Raw genomic sequence first — 22,596 nt, 5'->3', positions numbered from 1 at the left:
ATCGAAGACACAAGCGGCTTCAGCCGCGATCCGGAATCGTCCGCCCGCGCCGCCGACCGCCAGCACGCACGCTGTCTCCGGCAGGAGCGACGCAAGTCGCGAACGGGTTGGGCTCGCGGCCGCCCCACGTTCAACGCGCAACCGATTGCCGGCGGGTCGCGACTCACGTCGCTGCTACCGGCGCCCTCGAAGCGGACGTCAGGCCCGCGACACGCCTCGACACCTCACCGCCCCAGCGCGAACAACCCCGGCAGCGCGTCCAGGTCGACGTTCCCGCCGCTCAGCACGATGCCGACGCGCTGGCCGGCGAACCGCTCCGGATTCGCCAGCACCGCCGCCAGCGCCACCGCCGACGACGGCTCGACCAGCTGCTTGCAGTGGCGCCAGACCAGCCGCATCGCGCGCACGGTGTCGGCGTCGTCGACCACCAGCGCCTGCGCGCCGTGGCGCGAGAGCATCCCGAAGTTGGGCGCGCCGAGGGTGCCGCGCAGGCCGTCGCAGACGGTGTCGGGGAGGAAACCGGTGACGCGCTCGCCGCGGCGCAGCGACTCGGCGGTTTCGGCCGCGCCGGTCGGCTCGGCCAGCCACAGCGCCGTGCCGGGTGCGCGCGCGGCCAGTGCCAGGGCGGCGCCGCCGGCCAGCCCGCCGCCGCCGACCGGCACCACCAGCGCGTCCAGCGGCCCGGCCGTGCACAGCAGCTCCAGCGTGGCGGTGCCCTGGCCGGCGATCACCCGCGGGTCGGTATAGGGATGCACCAGCTCGGCGCCGGTGGCGCGGCGCAGCTGTTCGCACGCGGCCTCGCGGTCGGCAATGGTCGGCGCGCAGCGGTGCAGGGTCGCGCCGTAGGCCGCGATCGCCGCCAGCTTGGCCGCCACCGCGCCCTCGGGCACCACCACGTGGCAGGGGATCCGGCGGGTCCGCGCGGCCAGCGCCAGCGCCGCGCCGTGGTTGCCCGACGAGTGGGTGACCACGCCGCGCGCCGCACCGGCGTCGCCGAGCGACCACACCGCGTTGCACGCGCCGCGGAACTTGAACGCGCCGCTGCGCTGCAGGTGCTCGGCCTTGAAGTGGAGCTCGCAGCCGGCCAGCGCGTCCAGCGTGCGCGAGCGCAGCACCGGGGTGGCGTGCGCGTGCGGAGCGATCCGCGCCGCCGCGGCGAGTACGTCGTCGAAGCCGGGCAGCGGCGTGCAAGCCGGCGGAGCGTCGGGGGCGGAAGGCGTTGCGGTCGCGGCGTCGTGGGCGGTGTCCATCGACGCAGCCTAGCCCAGCGCCGCGACCGCGGGTCAACCCGCGCACCGGCCCGGGCGTTTACCGTGGAAGGGTGCGTGGCCGCGCGCCGGGCCGCAGCTGAACCGCTCAGCTTCGCCGACGCGCGATACTGCAAATTAAGCACGAGTTCAATGCCCCGGCCGGACGATGGCCGCAATCAACAGGGGACAGCTCCATGATCCGCAAGCTCCTTCTTCCCGTCGTGGCGGTCGCGCTGCTGGGCGGCTGCATGACCAGTGGCTACTCGTACCGGCAGGACCGCGGCGACTACTACTACGGCACCCCCGGTACCGACTACCGCTACCACGACAGCCCGTACTACTACGGCAGCGGCTACTACTCGCGCTATTACGGCTACCCGGGCTACTACCGCTATCCGTACGGCTATTCGCACTACCCGCATGGCTACTACCGCGACCCGTACCGCTACTACCGTCCGCCGGTGGTGATCCGCCCGCGGCCGGACAACGACGACGGCCATGACGGCGGCCGCCACGACGACGACCGCAAGGCGCCGTGGCGCGACTACGAGCGCCTGCAGCGCGAGCGCATCCAGCGCATGCCGGTGTCCGGCCCGACCCGTATCGCGTCGGACAGTCCGCGGCCGGCCACCACCGTGCGCCCGGTCGCACCGCAGCGCAGCAGCGGCTCCAGCAGCGGTTCGCGCATGGAGTCGATCATGAAGCGGGCCCGCCAGGGCGCGGTCGAGCGCTCGCGTCAGGTCGAGCCGTAACCGGGACCCCGCTGCCCGCTCTTCGGATGACGGCGAGCCGCGGGTATTGACAGATTGCGTCGCAATGCGACGTAATCGGGTTGTCGCTTCAATGTCGACGTCCGACGCGGAATCACGGATCCCCCCTGTTCCGTCCCCGTCGGGCGTCGGCGCCCATACCGGAAGCCCCGCCACGCGGGGCTTTCGCGTATCCGGGGATCGGTTTGGGAGGTGCTTGCGGGTGCTTCCGCGCGGGCCGGCGCGGTGGTCGCGGCCGGTCCGGGCGGCCGCACCGGCGCGCATACTGTGACCGACGTCACGCTGCATTCGCAGCCGCCTGTGTGCTGTTTCGGATCTGTAACGCGCCGCGGCAGGTCGGGCGGAAAGCGCGCACAAAAAAGGGGCCGAATGTCCCCCGACATCCGGCCCCTGCGCTTCCCCGGCGGGCACATGGTCGGCCCCTGTTCCAATTCCGACCGGCGCCTGGCGCCTGCCCCGCTGGGTGCAGGTTCTGGAACGCACGAAGCGTGCCAAGGTTGACGCGCCCTCCACGCCCGGTCTGAACGGACCGCGCGCGGCGACCCGCCCGGTCGCGGCGGCGGCCGTAGAATTGCCCTCCACGCGGCCGCCGGGCCGCCGTTACGGCCGCACCGCGGCGCATGCGATGAACCACGGCTTCTACCAATACGACGTCATCGTGGTCGGCGGCGGCCACGCCGGCACCGAGGCCGCGCTGGCCGCGGCCCGCGCCGGCGCCCGCACCCTGCTGCTGACCCACGCGATCGAGACGGTCGGCGCGATGAGCTGCAACCCGGCCATCGGCGGCATCGGCAAGGGCCACCTGGTGCGCGAGATCGACGCGATGGGCGGGGTGATGGCCCGCGCCGCCGACGCCGCCGGCATCCAGTGGCGCCGCCTCAACGCCAGCAAGGGCCCGGCCGTGCGCGCGACCCGCTGCCAGGCCGACCGCAACCTCTACCGCGGCTTCATCCGCCGCGCGGTCGAAAGCCAGCCGAACCTGACCCTGTTCCAGGCCGCGGTCGACGACATCGAGTTCGCGAGCGGCCGCGTCACCGGCGTGCTGACCCAGGCCGGCCTGCGCTTCGCCGCGCCGGCGGTGGTGCTGACCGCCGGCACCTTCCTCGCCGGCAAGGTCCACGTCGGCCAGGCCACCCATGCGGCCGGCCGCGCCGGCGAGCCACCGGCGACCACGCTCGCCGCGCGCCTGCGCGAAGGCCCGTTCACGGTCGACCGGCTCAAGACCGGCACCCCGCCGCGGATCGACGGCCGCACCCTCGACTACACGGTGATGGAGCGCCAGCCCGGCGACGACCCGCGGCCGGTGTTCTCGTTCATGGGCAGCCACGCCGACCACCCGCGCCAGGTCGACTGCTGGATCACCCACACCAGCGAGCGCACCCACGAAATCATCCGCGCCGCGCTCGACCGCAGCCCGCTGTACACCGGCCAGATCGAAGGCACCGGCCCGCGCTACTGCCCGTCGATCGAGGACAAGGTGGTGCGCTTCGCCGAGAAGGCCAGCCACCAGATCTTCGTCGAGCCCGAAGGCCTCGACGTCGCCGAGATCTACCCCAACGGCATCTCGACCTCGCTGCCGTTCGACGTGCAGCTGGAGCTGGTGCGCAGCATCCGCGGCTTCGAGCACGCGCACATCACCCGGCCCGGCTACGCGATCGAGTACGACTACTTCGACCCGCGCGGGCTCAAGGCCACGCTGGAGACCAAGGCGGTCGACGGCCTGTTCTTCGCCGGCCAGATCAACGGCACCACCGGTTACGAGGAGGCCGCCGCGCAGGGCCTGCTGGCGGGCCTCAACGCGGCGCGGCAGGTGCAGGGGCGCGACGGCTGGAGCCCGCGCCGGGACGAGGCCTACCTCGGCGTGCTGGTCGACGACCTGGTCACCCACGGCACCAGCGAGCCGTACCGGATGTTCACCAGCCGCGCCGAGTACCGGCTGCAGCTGCGCGAGGACAACGCCGACCTGCGCCTGACCCCGGTCGGCCGCGGGTTCGGGCTGGTCGACGACGCGCGCTGGGCGGCGTTCGAGGCCAAGCGCGCGGCGATCGAGGCCGAGCGGGCGCGGCTGGGCGCGGTCTGGGCGGCGCCGAACAACCCGCTCGGGCGCGAGCTGGCCCGGCACGTCGGGGTCGAGCTCAGCCGGGAGACCAGTGCGCTGGACCTGTTGAAGCGGCCGGAGCTGGATTACCGGAAGCTGCTGTCGGTGCCGTCGCTGCAGCCGGCGGTGGCGGACGCGGCGGTGGCGGAGCAGGTCGAGATCGGGGTGAAGTACGCGGGTTATCTGGACCGGCAGCGCGAGGAGATCGAGCGGCAGCGCCGGCACGAGGACACGGTGATCCCGGCGGGGTTCGACTTCGCCCGGGTACGCGGCCTGTCGGCGGAGGTGGCGGGCAAGCTGGAGCGGGTGCGGCCGGAGACGGTCGGGCAGGCGCAGCGGATCCCCGGGATGACGCCCGCGGCGATCTCGCTGCTGCTGGTGCACCTGGCGCGCGGGCGGCGGGAGCGGGTGGCGTAGGCACCGCGCGGGTGCCGGCTGCCGGGTCCTGAAGCCCGGTGATGGAGCTTGAAGCCCGGAGGTTGGACAAAATTTGTCCAATCGCGGAGCTCCGGGCTTCGATCGCGGAGCGATTTTCCCGGGTGCTGGAGTTGTTTACTCGGACGCTGGAGTGATTTGCTCGGGCGTTGGAGTTATTTGCCCGGGTGTTGGAGTGATTTGCCCGGGCGCTGGAGCTATTTGCCCGGACACCGGAGCGGTTTGCCCGGACCGCGGGGCAATCGGCTCCGGCGCCGGAGTGTTTTCGCTCGGCCGCGGGCGATCCGCGCTAGGCTGCGGCGATGCATACCCGCTCGATTCCGGTTTTCGTCCTCGCCGCCGCGCTGGCGGCGTGCCAGCCCACTGCGCCGGACGGCGCCGCCGGCAGTGCCGTGGCGGACGCCGGGGATGCCGCGGATGCCGCGGCGGAGGCGGCCAGTTCCCCGGGCGCGGCGCCCGCCGCGGTGACGGTGGCGCCGTGGGCGTTGCCGGCGACGGGCCACGCGGCGCAGCCGGACCTGGTGGCGACGCCGGGCGGCGATCTGCTGCTGTCGTGGGTGCGGCCGGACGGCGAGGGGCATGCGCTGGTGTTCGCGCGCTGGGACGGCGACGGCTGGGGCGAGCCGCGGACGGTCGCGCGCGGGGACGACTGGTTCGTCAACTGGGCCGACACGCCGCACCTCGTCGCCACCGCCGACGGGGCGCTGTGGGCGCACTGGCTGCAGAAGTCGGCGGCGGCGACCTATGCCTACGACGTCGCGCTGGTGCGCTCGGACGACGGCGGCGCGAGCTGGTCGGCGCCGGTGCTGGTCAACGACGACGGTACGCCGACCGAGCACGGCTTCGTGTCGCTGTGGCCGGCGGGCGACGACCGGATCGGGGTGGCCTGGCTCGACGGGCGCGAGACCGCGGGCGGCGGGCACGAGGGCCACGCCCCGGCCGCGCCGGCCGACACGCCGGCGACCGCCCACGACGGCCACGCGGCCGGTGCCGGTGCCGGTGCCGACGCAGCCGAAACTCCACCGGCGATGACGCTGCGCACCGCGGTGTTCGACGCCGCGCTCGCGCGCAGCGGCGAAACCCGGCTCGACGCGATGACCTGTGACTGCTGCCAGACCGACGCCGCGGTGACCGCGCGCGGGCCGCTGCTGGTCTACCGCGACCGCAGCCCGGACGAGATCCGCGACATCGCCGCCACCCGCTTCGAGGGCGGGAACTGGAGCGCGGCGGAGCCGGTCCATGCGGACGGCTGGAACATGCCGGCCTGCCCGGTCAACGGCCCGGCGGTCGCGGCCGACGGCGAGGCCGTGGTGGTCGGCTGGTACACCGCCGCCGGCGGCACCCCGGCGCTGAAGCTGGCGCGCTCGGGCGATGCCGGCGACCGCTTCGCCGCGCCGGTCACGGTCGACAGCGGCGCGGCGGTGCAGGGCCGGGTCGACGTCGTGCTCGATGACGACTCGGCGTGGGTGCTGTGGACCCGCGAGGACGCCAGCGGCCAGACCCTGCAGCTGGCGCGGTTCGCGCCGGACCTGTCGCGCGAATGGCAGCGGGTCGAGCTGGCCGCCCTGCAGGGCCGCGGCCGCGGCACCGGCTTCGCCCAGCTCGCGCGCGGTGCCGACGGCCGCCTGCACGCGGTCTGGACCGACATCGTCGACGGCGCCCCGCGCCTGCAGGGTGCCGTCGTGCAGGCCGGCGGCTGACCGGCGTCCGTTTGACCTGGCGGCAGGCGCCGCCGCTCACGCCGCCGTTGCGCCGCGGTCACGCGTGCGCAACGCATCGATTGGTTGACTCGCCTGCGACGCGCGGCGCCGCCGTGCAGCGACACGGCGAGGCCGACATGGCGACGAAGAAGACCACCGGTGCCCGCGCAGGCAGGCAGACCGCGCAGGCCCAGCGCGCGATCCAGCAGAAGGCCGACGCGAAGAACAAAGCGGCCAAGAAGGCCTCCGCCGGCAAGGCGAAGAAGCAGCCGGTGCAGGCGGGCGCGCGCGCGCAGCCGGCCAACCCGATGCCGGCGCAGCACCTGGACAAGCCCGGCCACGAGCACCGGCTCGACCTGCAGCCGCGCTACCTCGCGCCCGACTACCGCGGCAGCGGCAAGCTCGCCGGCATGGCGGCGATCGTGACTGGCGGCGACTCCGGCATCGGCCGCGCGGTCGCGGTGCTGTTCGCGCGCGAGGGCTGCGACGTCGCCGTGCTGCACCTGGCCGAGCACGAGGACGCCGACCGGACCCGCGAGGCGGTCGAGGCCGAGGGCGCGCGCTGCATCGTCATCGCCGGCGACGTCAAGGACAGCAGGTTCTGCGACAAGGCGGTCAAGCAGGTGGTCAAGGCGTTCGGCCGGCTCGACGTGCTGGTCAACAACGCCGCCTTCCAGCAGCACGCCGCGCGGCCGGAGGACATCGGCGACGCGCAATGGGACGAGACCCTGCGCACCAACATCGGCGGCTACTTCCGGATGGTGCGCGCGGCGCTGCCGCACATGGGCGAGGGCGCCAGCATCATCAACACCGGTTCGGAGGTGGCGCTCTTCGGCAGCGCGCAGCTGCTCGACTACTCGGCCAGCAAGGGCGCGATCCACGCCTTCACGATGTCGCTGGCGGCGAACCTGCTGGACCGCGGCATCCGCGTCAACGCGGTCGCGCCGGGGCCGGTGTGGACACCGCTCAATCCCGCCGACCGGCCGGCGGAAAAAGTCGCGGAGTTCGGCAAGGACAGCGACATGCGCCGGCCCGCGCAGCCGGAGGAGATGTCGCCGGCGTACGTGTTCCTGGCCTCGCCGGTGTGCTCGTCGTACATCAACGGGGTGATCCTGCCGGCGATGGGCGGGCCGCGCGGCTGAGCCCGCCACGCGTGGGGACGGCGGGCGCGCGCCGGTTGAAGCGCGCTCGCCGGAACGTGCTGGCCGGGACGTACCCGTGCGAACGCGCTGGCTAGAATCGACAGGTTCCCAAACTGCCGGTCTTCCATGCACGTCGTCACCATGGTCCTGGTCTTTCTGCTGGCGGTGGTCGTCAGCGGGTTCGTCGCGCGGCTGCTGCCGAAGGTGCCGCTGCCGCTGCTGCAGATCGCCATCGGCGCGGCGCTGTCGACGATCGGTTTCGACGTCGCGTTCGACCCGCACCTGTTCCTGCTGCTGTTCATCCCGCCGCTGCTGTTCCTCGACGGCTGGCGCATCCCCAAGGGCGCGTTCTTCCGCGACTGGAAGCCGATCCTCGCGCTGGCGATCGGGCTGGTGGTGTTCACCGTGGTCGGGATGGGCTGGTTCATCTGGTGGCTGGTGCCGGCGATGCCGCTGGCGGTCGCGTTCGCGCTGGCGGCGATCCTGTCGCCGACCGACCCGGTCGCGGTCGGCGCGATGACCGCCAGCGCACCGCCGCCGCCGCGGCTGATGCACATCCTCGAAGGCGAGTCGCTGCTCAACGACGCCACCGGTCTGGTCTGCTTCACCTTCGCGGTGACCGCGGCGATGACGGGCACGTTCTCGCTCGCCAACGCCTCGGTCAGCTTCCTGCTGGTCGCCGGCGGCGGGCTGCTGGTCGGGGTGGCGGTGACCTGGGCGATCGGCCGGCTCAACCGGCTGCTGGTGCGGCGTACCGGCGAGGACCCGGGCATCCAGATCCTGGTCAGCCTGCTGGTGCCGTTCGCGGCCTACCTGGCGGCCGAGCACTTCCACGTCTCCGGCATCCTCGCCGCCGCGGTGGCCGGCATCGCGATGCACTACGGCGAGCTGTCGGGCCGGCCGCTGGCGGCGACCCGGATGCAGCGCCACGCGGTCTGGGACACGGTGCAGATGGCGCTCAACGGCATCATCTTCGTGCTGCTGGGCGAGCAGCTGCCGGCGATGGTGCGCGCGCTGCCGGCGGCGGCCGAGACCAGTGGCAGCGGCAACGACATCTGGCACCTGCTGGGCTACGTGGTGGTGATCACGTTCGCGCTGGGGCTGATGCGGTTCGCCTGGGTGTGGGTCGCGATCCGGCTGACGGTGTTCCGCGCGGCGTGGCGCGGCGAGCGCGCGAGCATGCCGCAGACCCGCCTGCTGGCGATCATCGCCACCGCCGGCGTGCGCGGTGCGATCACCCTGGCCGGCATCCTGACTCTGCCGCTGCTGCTGCCCGACGGCAGCCCGTTCCCGACCCGCACCGCGGCGATCCTGATCGCGATGGGGGTGATCCTGCTGTCGCTGCTGGTGGCGAGCATCGGCCTGCCGCTGCTGGCCCGCGGGCTCGACGCCGACACCCTGCCGGAGCCCGACCGCGAGGACTCCGAGGCGAGCGCGCGGATGGCGGCCTCGCTGGCGGCGATGCGGCGGATCGACAAGCTGGTGGCGACCCCGCTGGCCGACGGCGCCGAGGAGGCCGCGCGCGCCGAGGCCGCGGTGCTGCTGCGCGACGCCTACCAGCGCCACCTGCACTACGGCGACCTCAGCGGCGAGGACGTGCAGCAGATGGAGCGGGTCGAACGTGCCGAGCGCCGGCTGCGGCTGGCCGCGCTGGATGCCGAGCGCGACGAGCTGTACCGGCTGCGCCGCGCCCAGACCATCGACGACATCATCCACCGCAAGCTGGTCGGCGAACTCGACCTGGCCGAAGCGACCCTGCGCCAGCGCGAGGCGGCCGGGCACTGAACACCGAATCGACCGCGCCGGCCGGCGCTACTTCTCCATGCGCCAGTTGAGCGAGCCGCGGTTCTCCAGCGTGCTCGATTCGATCTCGATGTCGAACCCGCGGCCCAGCAGGTACTTCAGCACCAGCACCTGGCCGGTGCCGAGCAGCGATACGCCGTAGCTGACATACAGCCGCGGTGACAGCTGCTTGCCGATGCCGAACACGCTGCCGCCAAGCGCGCGGCTCTGCATCACCCCGGCGTCGTCGAGGCCGATCCGTGCGCCCAGTTGCGAGGCCAGCAAGCTGCCGCCGGCGGTCAGCGCGGCGCTGGCGGCGTTGATGTCGCCGCGCTCGCTGCCGGTCAGGCCCGACAAGGGCCGGCCGAGGGTGAGGTAGGCCAGCGCCTCGGACTGCGAGCTGGCCGGGTTGGCCCAGACTTCCGCCTCGGGCGCGCTGGCGCGGCCGCTGACGTCGACGCCGGCGGTGACCTCGCCGATCACCCGCTCGGCGCGCAGGTCGATGAAGGGGTCGGCGATCGGGTCGTTCGACCAGCTCAGCCGGCCGCGGGTGATGCGCAGGTCCTGGCCGTAGGCGGTGTACTCGCCCTCCACGTCGAGGCTGCCGCTGGCGAGCATCTGCCGGCCCGGCCGGGCGAGCACGCGGATGCGGCCGTCGAGCCCGCCGGTCAGGCCGAAGCCGTCCATCCGCACGTCCTCGCCGAGGATCACCACCAGGTCCATCGCCAGCGGTGCGCCCGGCGCGGCGTCGGGGTCGACCGGATCGAGCACGACCACGTCCGGCGACGCCGACACGCCCTGGTCGAGGCCTTCCAGGTCGATCCGCGCCTCCGGCACCGCCACCTCGCCGGTCAGCTCCAGTGCGTCGCCGGCGCGGTAGCGAACCTGCAGGTCGGGGCTGGCGATCGCGCGCAGGTCGGGGGTGTCGGACACCAGCACGTCCTGCCCGCGCAGGTTGAGCACCAGCGGGGTGTCGCCGCCCTGCCAGCCGAGCGTGCCGTCGATGTGCAGCACGCCGCTGTCGGGGTTGCCGGCGGCCGACGACGACCGCACGCTGCCGGCGATCCGCGCGCTGCCGTCGGGCGCCGCGTCCAGCCGCAGGTTGCCGTTGTGCAGGGTGATCGCCAGCGCCGGCACGTCGGTGCTGAAGTCGACCAGCCGCGCCTGTCCGCCGAGCCGCGGCGCGTCGCGCGTGCCGCCGATCGACAGCGCCGCGGTCAGCCGGCCGGTCGGCTCGACGATGTCGGGCGAGAACAGCTCGATCCAGGTCAGCTCGTCGGTGTCGAGCGACAGACTGCCGTCGAGCGGCGAGTAGGCGTCCCAGCCGGTGGCGAGGCGGGCGTCGATGCGGCCGTCGTCGTTGAGCACCGCGCCGAGTTCGGCCTCGATGCCCTGCGGGCGGAATTGCGCGGTCAGCAGCAGGTCGTTGTAGCGGACCAGCTCGGTGCGGGCGCGCTCGCTGGTGCGCAGGCCGCCGCGGGCCGAGGACAGCCGCGCCTGGCCGGTCCAGCCGCTGCCCTGCGGGCGCAGGCGGGCGTCGAGCGCGACCTCGCCGCTGAGCACCCACGGCCGGCCCGGCTCGGGTTCGGGCAGGTAGCCGGCGAGCAGCGACAGCGGCAGGCCGTCCCCGTTGATCGCCAGCCCGTTGCGCGGCCAGTCGGCGTCGACGCACAGCGCGCCGCCGGCGCTGGAGGCGAGGCAGGCGTCGGCGAGGGTCGCGGCGAGCGTGGCGCCGGCGCTGCTCCAGCCGAACGCCGCCGGCTGCTGCAGCCCCCAACTGGCGCCGCGCGCCGGGTCCAGCTGCAGCGAGGCGAGGGTACCGGCCCAGCGCGCGCCGCGGCGGTCGAGGCTGGCGGCCAGCGCCACGGTGCCGATGGCGCCCTCGGCGCGCGCGTCCAGTTGCAGGTCCTCGACCGCGCCGCGGGCGTCGAGCTGCAGGCGGTCGAGCGCCACGCTGAGCTGCAGCCCGCTGGCGTCGACGTCGAGCGCGCCGCCGCCGCCGGACCACGGCAGCCGCCCGTCGACCCGCAACGACGTCGCGCTCCAGTCGCCGTACGCGAGGTTGCTGCCGTCGAGGTCGGCGACGATGTCGGGCGCGCTGCGCGGGCCGGTCACCCGCAGCGTGCCGCGCAGGCTGCCGGCGCCGTCGGGCAGCAGGTCGGCCAGCTGCAGCGGGGCGAAGCGGGCGTCGATGTCGAGCCGGTCGCCGACCCGGCCCTCGGCCGCGATCCGGCTGCCGCCGAGCGCGAGCGACACCGCGCCGTCGTAGGCGGTGGTGCCGCCGGCCGCGGGCGCGCCGTGGATCGCCAGCCGGCCACTGCCGTCGAGCGCGCGACCGCGCAGGCGGCCGCCGATATCGGGCACCTCGACTTCGGCCTCCAGCCCGCCGTCGTCACGGGTGCGGCCGCGGCTGCGGATGTCGCCGTTGACCGCGCCGTCCCAGCCGGCGGCGAAGTAGCCCGGGTCGAAGCCGGCCAGCCGCGCGTCGAGATCCCAGCCCAGCGCCGGCGCCCAGCCGACCGTGCCGGTGGCGTCGAGGGTGCCGGTCGGCATCGCCACGTGCAGCGACTGCAGCCGCATGCGCTCGGCGTCGCCGCGGCCGTCGAGCTTCAGCGTGGCCTGTTCGCCGGCGCGGGCGAGGGTGGCATCGCCGACCAGCGCCCAGGCCTGCAGGGTGCCGGCGAGGCCGAAGTCGGCGTCGGCTTCGATCGTCGGCGGTGGCGGGGTGCCGGTCGGCGCGCTGCCGCCCCAGCGCAGGTCGCGCGCGTTGGCGGCGAAGCGGAAGCGCGCGTCGGCCGGGTCGTTGAAGTCGGCGCGGCCGGTGACCCGCACCGTGCCGTCGAACAGCTGCAGCCGCAGCGGGTCGAGCTGCAGCACCTGGTCCTCCACCCGCAGCCGCGAATCGAGCACCCGTGCGTGGAAGTCGCCCTGGCGCACTTCACCGCGCACCGTCGCCACGCCACCGATGCCGTCGGCCTGCAGCTGCAGCGACAGCGGGATTTCGGCCGGCGCCGCCGCGGGGTCGGTCAGCAGGCCGATGTCGAGCGCGTCGGCACTCGCCCGCAACTGCCAGCCGGGCCGCTCGATGGCGGGGTCGGTGACCACTTCGCCGAGTCCCTTGACCGCCTGCGGCGCGGTGTCGCCGCGCAGCACCAGCGTCGCCTGCAGCGGCCCCGGCGCGCGCCCGGCGAGGGCGACGTCCATCCGCGACAGGTCGCCGCGGGCGACGAAGCCCAGCCGCGCCGGCGTGCGCGCATCGGCCGCCGGCAGCACCGCGGTGGCGACCAGGTCGGTGCGGTAGTCCTCGCGCGGCACGTAGTCGCCGTGCACGGTGAAGCGGCCGCGGTCGCTGTCGACCACGAGCTCCTCCACGTGCAGCCGGCCGGCGTCGGCGACCAGCCCGCCGCGCAGCCGGGCGATGTCGATCAGCGGCGCGCGCTCGCGGGTGACCGCGAGGCCGTCGATGCGGATGTCGTCGGCCTCCAGCGCCAGCGGCGGGGCGATCTGCGGCAGCGAGTCGGGCCAGCGCGGCAGCTCGAACGGCTCGTCGCTGGCCGGCAGCTCCAGCGTCGCCTGCTCGACCTGCAGCGCGTCCAGCCGCAGCCGACGGCCGAGCAGCGGCCGGATCGCCGGGTCGAGGTGCACGCGCTGCGCGGTGAACTCGATCGCGTCGAAGGTGAAGCGCACGTCGTGCAGGGTCAGCGGGCCGGACGCGGGGCCCTCGGCGCGCTGCCAGCTCAGCGTCGCGTTGTCGGGCAGGCGCTGGACGATCTGGGCCAGCAGGAATTCGCGGCCGCCGACCGTGCTCAGCAGCCAGTACAGCCCGAGCACCAGCACCAGACCGAGCGCGCCGGCCACCAGCACCGCACGCAGCGCGAGGTAGCGCAGCCGCGCCGCGCGCCTGCGGCGCAGCTCGCCGATGTTGGCCTCGTGCTGCTCCGGCGTGGTCTCGCCCGGGCGGCGCCGACGGAACACCGACCAGCGCGACGTACGCGCCATCACAGGTCGGCCCCGACGCTGAGGTAGAGCTCGAACGACGAATCCGGGCTGTCGAGCCCGCGCGCGATGTCCAGCCGTACCGGCCCGACCGGTGAGCGCCAGCGCACGCCGGCGCCGACACCGCTGCGGAAGTCCGGATCGCTGTTGAACGCGCTGCCGGTGTCGGCGAACACCGCCGCGCCCCAGCTCGGGGTGAAGTAGTGCTCGAACTCGACGCTGCCGGTGGCGACGTTCTTCGCGCCCAGCGCGTAGAGTTTGCCGTCGGCGCCCTCGATCCGCGGCCCGACCTCGCGCCAGCCGTAGCCGCGGATGCTGCCGGCGCCGCCGGCGAAGAAGCGCAGGCTCGGTGGCATGTCGACCAGCGCATCGGTCCAGGTGTGGCCAAGTTCGCCGCGCATGATCAGCCGGTTGCGCTCGCCGATGCCGCGGAACCAGTGCGCGGTCGCGCGGACCTGGCCGAAGTTGGCGTCCGACCCCGCGCCCTCGACACCGCCGCGCAGCAGCAGGGTGCCGGCGAGGCCGTCGGTCGGGAACACCGGGTTGTCGGCGTCGACGTACTCGGCGCGCAGCGACGGGTAGGTGTAGGTCGCGTAGCGGTAGTCGGGCAGCGTCGCCGGGTCGCCGTCGTCCTCGCCGACATAGGCCCAGCGCTCGCGCAGGGCGTGGACCGAGGCGATTGCGGTCAGGTGGCGGTTGACCTCGCCGCTGCGGCTGCCGACGAACTCGATCCGGCGGCTGTCCATGAAGTCGGTCTGCTCGTCGGCGGCCTGCGCGCTGATCGTGTACCAGCCGTCGAGCCAGGCGAACGCCGGGATGCGGTACTGCAGGGTCAGGGTCTTGCGGCGCTGCGCGTAGTCCAGCTGGGCCAGCGCCTTGTGGCCGCGGTCGTTGATGTAGCGCCGCTCCAGCCCGAGCCGGATGCCGGCGCCGCTGTCGGTGCCGTAGCTCACGCCGGCGGTGTAGATGCTGCGCTTGGCCGGGGTCAGGGTGACGGTGACCGGCACGTCGTTGCCGACTGCGGCCTCCGGGTGTGGCTCGATGTCGATGCTGGCGAAGTAGTCGAGCCGCGCCAGCGACTCGCGCAGGCGGTCGAGCTTGCCCTGGTGGTAGTAGCTGCCCTCTTCCCAGTACACCAGCCGCTCGATCAGCTCGGGGCGGATGATCCGGCGGGTCTGTTCGAACGTCATCGCGCCCATGTCGTAGCGCTGGCCGCTGTTCCAGACCAGGTCGATGTCGGCGGCGTGCTCGGCGCGGGTCACCTCGACCCGGCGGCTGGCGAAGTCGGCGTCGAAGTAGCCGCGCACCGCGAGCCGGCGGCTGATGGTGTTCTTGCTGGCCTCGTAGACGGCGTGGTCGAACACGTCGCCGGGCTGCGGCCGGAACCCGGCGAGGTCCTCGCGCAGGTAGCGGTCGCGACCACCGGCGCCGTCGATGGCGACGTTGAAGCCGCGCACCCGCACCGGCTCGCCAAGGTCGACCGTGATGGTGACGGTGACCGGCGCGCCGTCGCCGTTGCGGCTGCGCTCGACGGTGATTTCGGGGGAGTAGTAGCCGAACGGCTGCAGCGCCTCGCGGGTCTCGTCGTCGGCTTCGCGCACCAGGTAGGCCAGGCGCCGGCCCGACAGCTCCTTGCCCTGCGCCTCGACCAGCGACAGCGCGGCGGTGACGTTGCCGGTCATCGCCTCGTCGAGGCCGACCACCTCGACCGCGCCGACCTGCGCCGCATGGGCATGGCCACCGGCGACCGCGGTGGCAACGAGGCACAGCGCGGCGGCGATGCGATGGGGGAAGCGCATCGGCGCAGGATAGCCGCAGCGCGTCAACGCACCATTAAGGCATCGCACGCCGGTCGTGTGCCGCTCAGATCGACAGGTGCTCGATCGCGGCAACGCTGCCGAGCCGGTCGCTCAGCCGCTTCAGCAGGGCGAGGCGGTTGTCGCGTACCGCGGCGTCGTCGGCGTTGACCATCACCGCGTCGAAGAACGCGTCGACCTGCGGCCGCAGCCGCGCCAGCCGGCCCAGCACGGCGACGTAGTCGCGCGCGGCCAGCAGCGGGTCGGTGTCGGCGATCGCGGTGTCGACCGCCTCGGCCAGCTCGCGCTCGGCCGGCTCGGTCATCAGCGCCGGCTCGACCGTGTCGGCGACGACGCCCTCGGCCTTGCGCAGGATGTTGCGGCTGCGCTTGTTGGCCGCGGCGAGCGCCTCGGCCTCCGGCAGCTTGGCGAACTCGGCGATCGCGCGGACGCGGCGGTCGAAATCGAGCAGCGAACCGTCCGCCGATGCATCCGCCACCGCCAGCACCGCTTCGAACTGCTGCGGCGTCACGCCCTGCTCGGCGTAGTAGCCGCGCAGGCGGTCGAACACGAACTCGCGCAGCTGGCCGGCATCGGCCGGGGCGGCCGCGTCCTTGCCAACCTGCACCGCCCCGACGCCGTCGCGCGCGGCCGCCAGCAGCGCGTCCAGCGGCACGTCCAGCTCCGCCTCGATCAGCGTCCGCGCCAGCCCCAGCGCATTGCGCCGCAGCGCGAACGGGTCCTTGTTGCCGGTTGGCTTGAGCCCGGCCGCGAAACCGCCGGCCAGCGTGTCCAGCCGCTCGGCGATCGCCAGCACCTGGCCGAGCCTCGACGGTGCGATCGCGTCGCCGCCGAAGCGCGGCATGTAGGCCTCGTCGATCGCGTTGGCGACCTCGACCGGCTCGTTCTCGACCGCGGCGTAGTAGCGCCCGGCGATGCCCTGCAGCTCCGGGAACTCGCCGACCAGCCGCGACTGCAGGTCGGCCTTCGACAGCTGCGCCGCGCGCCGCGCCCGCTGCGGGTCGACCCCGACCTGCCGCGCCACCGCTTCCGCCAGCGTGGCGACGCGCGCGACCTTGTCGGCCACGCTGCCGAGCTGCTTCTGGTAGGTGACGGTCGCCAGGCCGTCGTTCATCGACGCCAGCCCCTGCTTCATGTCCTCGACGAAGAAGAACTTGGCGTCGGCGAAGCGCGGCCGGATCACCCGCTCGTAACCCTTGCGGACCTCGGCGGCGTCCTTCGACTCGATGTTGGCGATGCCGACGAAGTGCTCGCTCAGCCGTCCGTCGGCGTCGAGCACCGGGAAGAATTTCTGGTTGGCCTCCATCGTCGCGACCAGCGCCTCCGACGGCACCGCGAGGAATTCGGCGTCGAAGCTGCAGGCGACCGCGCTCGGCCATTCGGTAAGGCCGTTGACCTCGCCGAGGATGCCGTCGTCGATCCGCGCGCGACCGCCGGCCGTGCGCGCCGCCGCCTCGACCTCGGTGACGATGCGCGCGCGGCGCTCGTCCGGGTCGACCAGCACCTTCGCGCCGCGCAGCGATTCCACGTAGTCGCCCGGCGCGCCGATCCAGACCGGCTTGTCGTGCATGAAGCGGTGGCCGCGGCTCATGCGGTCGCTGCGCACGCCGAGCAGGCCGGCGTCGACCACCGTGTTGCCCAGCAGCAGCACCAGCCAGTGCACCGGCCGGGCGAACGCGTGCTCGTGGTCGCCCCAGCGCATCGGCTTGGGGATCGGCATCGCCGCCACCGCCTCGGCGACGACTTCGCCGAGCAGGTCGGCGGTCTTCGCGCCGGGCTTGACCGAGCGGTGGACGAAGCGCTCGCCCTTGTTGTCGGTGACCTTGTCGAGCGCGGTCCACTCGACCCCGGCCTTGGCCGCGAAACCCTGTAGCGCGCGGGTTGGCTGGCCGTCGGCGTCGAGCGCGATGTTGAGGTAGGGGCCGAGCACTTCGGACGACTGCTCGGGCTGTTCGGCAGCGACGCCGGGCAGCAGCACGGCGAGCCGGCGCGGGGTGTACAGCGGCCTGGCTTCGCCGCGCTCGAAGGCGACGCCGCGCCGGGCGAGCCCGTCGATCACGCCATCGAAGAACGCCTGCGCCAGCCCCGGCAGCGCCTTGACCGGCAGCTCTTCGGTGCCCAGTTCGACCAGCAGTGGTTGCATCGTCGCGCCCATCAGGCGGCCTCCTCCGTGGCGTTGCGTTTCAGGCCGGGGAAGCCGAGCTTCTCGCGCTGGGCGAGGTAGGCCTCGGCCACGCCCTGGGCGATCTTCCTCACCCGCAGGATGTAGCGCTGGCGTTCGGTCACCGAGATGGCGCGGCGCGCGTCGAGCATGTTGAAGCTGTGGCTGGCCTTCATCACCTGCTCGTAGGCCGGCAGCGGCAGGCCGAGCTCCGTGATGCGCGCGGCCTCGGCCTCGCAGGCGTCGAAGCGGTGGAACAGCTCGGCGACGTCGGCGTGCTCGAAGTTGTACGCGCTCTGCTCGACCTCGTTCTGGTGGTAGACGTCGCCATAGCTCACCGGGGTGCCGTCCGGCCCGTGGGTCCAGACCAGGTCGTACACGTTGTCGACGTTCTGCAGGTACATGCACAGGCGCTCGAGGCCGTAGGTGATCTCGCCGAGCACCGGCTTGCACTCGATGCCGCCGGCCTGCTGGAAGTAGGTGAACTGGGTCACCTCCATGCCGTTGAGCCAGACCTCCCAGCCCAGCCCCCAGGCGCCGAGCGTGGGCGACTCCCAGTTGTCCTCGACCAGGCGCAGGTCGTGCACCAGCGGGTCGACGCCGAGCGCCTTCAGGGAATCGAAGTACAGCTCGACGATGTTGTCGGGGCTGGGCTTCATCGCCACCTGGTACTGGTAGTAGCGCTGCAGGCGGTTGGGGTTGTCGCCGTAGCGGCCGTCGGTCGGGCGGCGGCAGGGCTGCACGTAGGCGGCGTTCCACGGCTCCGGCCCGAGCGAGCGCAGGAAGGTGGCCGGGTGGAAGGTGCCGGCGCCGACCTCGAGGTCGAGCGGCTGGATCAGCACGCAACCCTGCGCGGCCCAGTACCCGTTGAGGCGCTGGATCAGCTGCTGGAAGGTGGGCGGAGTGGCGTCCGCGGGGGCGTTCGACATGGTCTTCCGGGCCGTGGTGCAAAGCGGGCTAGTATACGGCGCGCTCCCGCCAGACCCCGCCGCAGAAGGCCGCATGACCGCTCCCGTGACCGCCCCGTTCCTGATCATCGAGACCGGCAAGCCGGTCGGGCCGATGCAGCGCCACGGCGATTTCCCGCACTGGATCCGGGTCGCCGGCGGCCTGTCGCGCGACGCCGCGGTGGTGGTCGACGTGCAGGGCGGCGAGCCGCTGCCGGTCCGCGAGGGCTTCGCCGGCGTGATCGTCACCGGTTCCGGCGCGATGGTCACCGAGCGGCTGGACTGGAGCGAGGCCACCGCCGCCTGGCTGCGCGACGCCGCCCACGCCGGGCTGCCGCTGCTGGGCATCTGCTACGGCCACCAGCTGCTGGCGCACGCGCTCGGCGGCGAGGTCGGCAACAACCCGGCCGGGCGCGAGATGGGCACGGTCGAGGTCGAGCTGCTGCCGGCCGCGGCCGACGACGCCCTGCTGGCACCGCTGCCGCCGCGTTTCGCCGCCCAGCTGACCCACATGCAATCGGTTCTGCGCGTGCCCGACGGCGCGGTGGTGCTGGCGCGCTCTGCCGGCGACCCGTGCCAGGCGTTCCGCTGGGGCGTGGCGGCGTGGGGCGTGCAGTTCCATCCCGAGTTCAGCGCGACCCACATGCGCGGCTACATCCGGGCGCGCAAGGTCGCGCTGCAGCGCGAGGGGCTGGACCCGGCGGCGATGCTGGCCGCGGTCGGCGCGGCACCGGAGGCACGCCGGGTGCTGCGGCGGTTCGTCCACCACGCGCGCGGACCGGCGCGCGGCTGAGCCGGCCGCCGCACCGGATGGCACGGTGCACGGCCATGCGGGAGTGCTAACGTTCGAATGCCTGGCCGGCGGGTGCGCCCGCGGCCGCTGGACGCTGTCGATCAATCGCCTGGGGTGGTCATGAACGAGATTCGCAAAGTGCGCGCCGGAGCCGGCGCGGAATGGTTGCTGGGCGGTATCGCCCTGCTGCGCAAGGCGCCGCTGGCGCTGGGACTGCTCGGCCTGATCTGGGGTGGGCTGTCGGCGTTGGGTTCGCTCGGCGGACAGGTCTGGCTGAGCCTGCTGCTGGCGATCGCCGGGCCGATGCTGTTCGGCGGCGTGGTGTACGCCGCGCGCGAGGTCGACCAGGGCCGCACGGCGAGCCCGGCGCATCTGATCCAGGGCCTGCGCGACGGCAAGCTGCAGCGGCTGCTGGCGATGCTGCTGCCGCAGATCGCCGCGCTGGTGGTGATGGGCGTCCTGCTGGTGGTGATGATCGGCCCCGAGCAACTGCAGCACACCACCCAGGTGCTGGCGCAGATGCAGACCAACCCGGACCCGGCGCTGGCCGCGACCCTGCCGACCGGCCGCCTGCTGCTGTGGCTGCTGGTGGTGCTGGTGGTCGGCGTGGTGTCGGGCTTCTTCACCTTCGTCGCGATCCCGGAGGTGATGTTCACCGACCGCGGCGCGTTCGCGGCGATGAAGCTGAGCCTGCGCACCTGCCTGCGCAACCTTGGCGCGCTGGTGGTGCTGGTGGTGCTGGTGATGATCGCGGTGATCGCGCTGAGCCTGGCGCTGCAGCTGGTGGCGCTGGTGCTGGCGATCGTGCTGGGCGCGCAGGCCGCGACCTTCGCCTCGCAGCTGCTGCTGATGGCGGTGCTGCTGCCGGTGATGGGCGGTGCCGTCTACCTCGCGTGGCGGCAGACGATCGGCGACGTGCCGGCGTCCGCGATGCCGCCGGCGCCGCCGGCGCGCGGCTTCGAGGCCTGACCGGGCCCGGCCCGCGAGCCTCGTCGGGGTTCGCGGGCAAGAGTTCGCCCTCGGGGGAGGGCAACACCGTGCGCGCGGCGTACGGTTCTGACGCGCCGGCGACCGTGCCGGCGTCCATGGACTGTCTGACAAGGGGAATGGAATGACGACTCGTGCAAGAAACGCGCTGGCCGGTTTCGACTGGCTGAAGAACGCGGTCAACCTGGGCCGCAACAACCCGAAGGCGATCTTCGGCGGCGCCGCGCTGGTGCTGCTCGGCGCCGTCGTGGTGGGAGTCGCCGCGGCGCTGCTGTCGGGCGTCGTGGTGGCGGCGGTCGGACCGGGCACCACTTCGATGCTGGTGGGGATGCTGCTGGTACTGGTGCCGCTGATGGTGGTGCTGGGCATGCTGACGGTCGGCTACCTGCGGCTGGTCGATGCGGTCGAGAACGGCCGTCCCGCGCGGGCGCTCGATGCCTTCGGCGGCTTCGGCGACTGGTCGACCTCGCTGCGCGCGATCGGCCTGATGATCCTGATCGCGGTGCTGCAGAACCTGCTGGTGTTCGGGTTGCTGATGCTGTTCGCCGGCGGCGTGGTGGAGTGGTACTCGCAGATGATGCAGGCGTCGGTGGCGGGTGCGGACCCGTCCGCGGCGATGGCGCAACTGCCGGCCGGTATCGGCATGGCCTACCTGCTGATGATTCTGGTCGGGATGGTGTTCTTCGGCGTGCAGTCGGTCGCGCTCGGCCAGGTGGCGCTGCGCGGGCGCGGCGTTTTCGCGGCGATCGGCGACGGCTTCGCGGGCGCGTTCAAGAACCTGCTGCCGCTGCTGGTGATGATGCTGACCTACATCGTCGGGATCATCGTGATCGCCATCGTCGCGGCGCTGCTGGTGATGCTGGTGGGCCTGCTGGCGAAGATCGCCGGCGCCTGGCTGGGCGTGGTGATCGGCATCCCGCTGTACCTCGGGTTCCTGCTCGCGATGCTGGTGATCGGCTTCGGCGCGATGTACCACCTGTGGCGCGATGTCTGCGGCGGCGACGACACCGCCGCGGTTCCGGCGGATGCGTTGACCGCCTGATGCACTGCGCGGGGCGGCGATGGGCCGCCCCGCGTTTCAGTACAGCGCGTCCAGCAGCGCGGCCTCCATCATGCGGCTCGCGGTTGCGGTGGCCCACGCGACGATCGCCGTCGCGGCCACCGCCAGCAACGCCAGCCACGCGCGCATCGGGCGCGGCAGCGGTGCGTCGGTGCCGGCGTCGGCCACCACCCGGGTGCGGCTGATGCGGTCATGCAGCGCGAGGTGCCGCGGTTCGCCGGCGGCCATCGCATGGCCGATGTTGAGCGTCGCCCATGACGCGGCCCCGGCCAGGTGCCGCCACAGCGACCGCGCCAGGCCCGGTCGCCGGCCCGCGGCGTCCACCACCCGCAGCCCCAGCACGCGCTTGCCGCCGCTGCCCTGCCAGCGCGAATGCTCGCCGGCCACGTTCCACAGCGCGCCGACCGCGGCGAGCGAGAGCAGTGCCGGCAGCAGCAGCGACCAGCTTGCCAGGTGCAGCGCGCGCACGGCTTCGGCCAACCGTGGGTCGTGGCTCATCGACAGCGTCAGCATCGGCAGCGGTACGCCGTCGACGATGGCCGTCGCCAGCGCCGCGCCGGTGTCGTGCATCAGCGATTCGAAACGCGCGTGCCAGCGTCCGGCCGCCGGCAGCAGCCACGGCCACGCCAGCAGCAGCGCGGGCGGCGTGATGCAGGCGGCGTCGATGCTCCAGGCCGCCGCGCGCTGCCGCAACCCGGCCGGCGCACCGTGCTGCGCCATGCTCAGGACGCGGCGTCCGGCCCGCGCGGCGCCAGCCAGCGCGAGGCGACGATCCCCAGCTCGTACAGCACGCACATCGGGACCGCCAGCATCAGCTGCGAGACCACGTCGGGCGGGGTGATCACCGCGGCGACGATGAAGATGCCGACGACCGCGTAGCCGCGCGACTCGCGCAGCTGCGCCGGCGTCACCCAGCCCAGCAGGGTCGCGATCACCAGTGCCACCGGCAGCTCGAAGCTGGCGCCGAACGCGAGGAACAGCACCAGCACGAAGTCGAGGTAGGCGTTGATGTCGGTCATCATCGCCACGCCGTCGGGCGCGACCTTGACCAGGAAGCCGAACACCGCCGGCAGCACCAGGAAGTACGCGAACGCGCAGCCGGCGTAGAACAGCGCGACCGACGACGCCAGCAGCGGCAGCGCCAGCCGTTTCTCGCGCTGGTACAGACCCGGCGCGACGAACGCCCACGCCTGGTACAGCAGCCACGGCGTGGTCAGCATCAGCGCGGTGAAGAACGCCAGCTTGACCGGCGCGAAGAACGGGCTGGCGACCTCGACCGCGATCAACTGGCCGCCGGCCGGCAGCTTGGCCAGCAGCGGCTCGGCCAGCCAGGCGTAGAGGTCGTTGCCGAACGGCAGCAGCAGCACGGTGACCAGCACCAGCCCGGCGACCGCGCGCAACAGGCGGCCGCGCAGTTCGAGCAGGTGGTCGAGCAGGCGCGGGTCGGCGGCGTGGTCGGGGGTGGCGCCGGCAGGGTCGCCGTGGTGGTCGTGCCGCGTCATGGCGGACCGGCCCGGTCGACGTACTCGCCCGGCGGCGGGTCGCCGGGGCGACGCGGATCGGGTTCGCGGCGCGCGGGGGCCGGGGTGCCGGGGTCGCGATGGCCGGGTTCACCGGGGTCGGGGTCGCCCTGCGGTGGCGGCTGCGGCCGCGGATCG

Annotated in this window: 15 protein-coding genes; 8 read left to right on the top strand and 7 right to left on the bottom strand. The window is 73.4% G+C overall.

The window, feature by feature from the left end; all coding sequences use genetic code 11:
• Nucleotides 1–224: 224 nt before the first annotated feature.
• Nucleotides 225–1,250: a pyridoxal-phosphate dependent enzyme gene (locus tag N799_RS12750; protein WP_081975026.1), complete on the bottom strand. Its 1,026-nt coding sequence runs from the start codon at nt 1,248–1,250 to the stop codon at nt 225–227.
• Between the two features lie 194 nt (nt 1,251–1,444).
• Between N799_RS12750 and N799_RS14490 the strand changes: the two genes are divergently transcribed.
• From N799_RS14490 to N799_RS12725, 5 genes are all read left to right on the top strand, one after another.
• On the top strand, nt 1,445–2,002 hold the full coding sequence (locus N799_RS14490; protein ID WP_052101542.1) for a hypothetical protein: 558 nt from the start codon (nt 1,445–1,447) through the stop codon (nt 2,000–2,002).
• Nucleotides 2,003–2,645: 643 nt separating this feature from the next.
• Nucleotides 2,646–4,535: a tRNA uridine-5-carboxymethylaminomethyl(34) synthesis enzyme MnmG gene (gene mnmG, locus N799_RS12740; protein ID WP_036213228.1), complete on the top strand. Its 1,890-nt coding sequence runs from the start codon at nt 2,646–2,648 to the stop codon at nt 4,533–4,535.
• A gap of 320 nt (nt 4,536–4,855) precedes the next feature.
• Nucleotides 4,856–6,253 (top strand): sialidase family protein, encoded by a 1,398-nt coding sequence (locus tag N799_RS15485; protein ID WP_052101541.1) that lies wholly within the window; start codon nt 4,856–4,858, stop codon nt 6,251–6,253.
• Nucleotides 6,254–6,390: 137 nt separating this feature from the next.
• The gene (locus N799_RS12730; protein ID WP_036213237.1) at nt 6,391–7,395 is read left to right on the top strand and encodes an SDR family oxidoreductase; all 1,005 of its coding nucleotides are present in this window, start codon (nt 6,391–6,393) and stop codon (nt 7,393–7,395) included.
• Nucleotides 7,396–7,521: 126 nt separating this feature from the next.
• Entirely contained in the window at nt 7,522–9,180 is a 1,659-nt protein-coding gene (locus tag N799_RS12725) for a Na+/H+ antiporter (RefSeq protein ID WP_036213225.1), read from the top strand.
• Nucleotides 9,181–9,207: 27 nt separating this feature from the next.
• Here N799_RS12725 and N799_RS12720 read toward each other — a convergent pair whose 3' ends face one another.
• The 4 genes from N799_RS12720 to glyQ all read right to left on the bottom strand — a co-directional run bounded on the left by N799_RS12720 (nt 9,208) and on the right by glyQ (nt 18,080).
• Nucleotides 9,208–13,176, bottom strand: a complete 3,969-nt coding sequence (locus N799_RS12720; RefSeq protein ID WP_081975024.1) for a translocation/assembly module TamB domain-containing protein — start codon at nt 13,174–13,176, stop codon at nt 9,208–9,210.
• Nucleotides 13,176–14,972, bottom strand: a complete 1,797-nt coding sequence (locus tag N799_RS12715) for an autotransporter assembly complex protein TamA (RefSeq protein WP_036213222.1) — start codon at nt 14,970–14,972, stop codon at nt 13,176–13,178. Before N799_RS12715 ends, N799_RS12720 begins: the two co-directional genes overlap by 1 nt.
• Before the next feature lie 64 nt (nt 14,973–15,036).
• Nucleotides 15,037–17,145: a glycine--tRNA ligase subunit beta gene (gene glyS, locus N799_RS12710; RefSeq protein ID WP_036213219.1), complete on the bottom strand. Its 2,109-nt coding sequence runs from the start codon at nt 17,143–17,145 to the stop codon at nt 15,037–15,039.
• On the bottom strand, nt 17,145–18,080 hold the full coding sequence (gene glyQ, locus N799_RS12705) for a glycine--tRNA ligase subunit alpha (protein WP_036213215.1): 936 nt from the start codon (nt 18,078–18,080) through the stop codon (nt 17,145–17,147). The genes glyS and glyQ overlap by 1 nt, the downstream gene beginning before the upstream one ends.
• 73 nt (nt 18,081–18,153) lie before the next feature.
• Here glyQ and N799_RS12700 point away from each other — a divergent pair, with 73 nt between their 5' ends.
• From N799_RS12700 to N799_RS12690, 3 genes are all read left to right on the top strand, one after another.
• Nucleotides 18,154–18,891, top strand: coding sequence for a glutamine amidotransferase (locus tag N799_RS12700; protein WP_036213212.1), 738 nt, complete (start codon nt 18,154–18,156; stop codon nt 18,889–18,891).
• A 120-nt stretch (nt 18,892–19,011) separates the two neighbouring features.
• On the top strand, nt 19,012–19,860 hold the full coding sequence (locus N799_RS12695; RefSeq protein ID WP_036213208.1) for a BPSS1780 family membrane protein: 849 nt from the start codon (nt 19,012–19,014) through the stop codon (nt 19,858–19,860).
• Between the two features lie 142 nt (nt 19,861–20,002).
• Entirely contained in the window at nt 20,003–20,920 is a 918-nt protein-coding gene (locus N799_RS12690) for a hypothetical protein (protein WP_036213205.1), read from the top strand.
• A 36-nt stretch (nt 20,921–20,956) separates the two neighbouring features.
• Here N799_RS12690 and N799_RS14485 read toward each other — a convergent pair whose 3' ends face one another.
• Nucleotides 20,957–21,658, bottom strand: a complete 702-nt coding sequence (locus tag N799_RS14485) for an RDD family protein (RefSeq protein ID WP_052101539.1) — start codon at nt 21,656–21,658, stop codon at nt 20,957–20,959.
• A 2-nt stretch (nt 21,659–21,660) separates the two neighbouring features.
• On the bottom strand, nt 21,661–22,440 hold the full coding sequence (gene tatC / locus N799_RS12680) for a twin-arginine translocase subunit TatC (RefSeq protein ID WP_036213202.1): 780 nt from the start codon (nt 22,438–22,440) through the stop codon (nt 21,661–21,663).
• Nucleotides 22,441–22,596: the final 156 nt, after the last annotated feature.

Source organism: Lysobacter arseniciresistens ZS79 (genome assembly GCF_000768335.1).
Taxonomy (GTDB): Bacteria; Pseudomonadota; Gammaproteobacteria; order Xanthomonadales; family Xanthomonadaceae; genus Novilysobacter; species Novilysobacter arseniciresistens.
The sequence above is the reverse complement of the archived record's forward strand: the minus strand, read 5'-3'. Positions and strand labels throughout refer to the sequence as shown.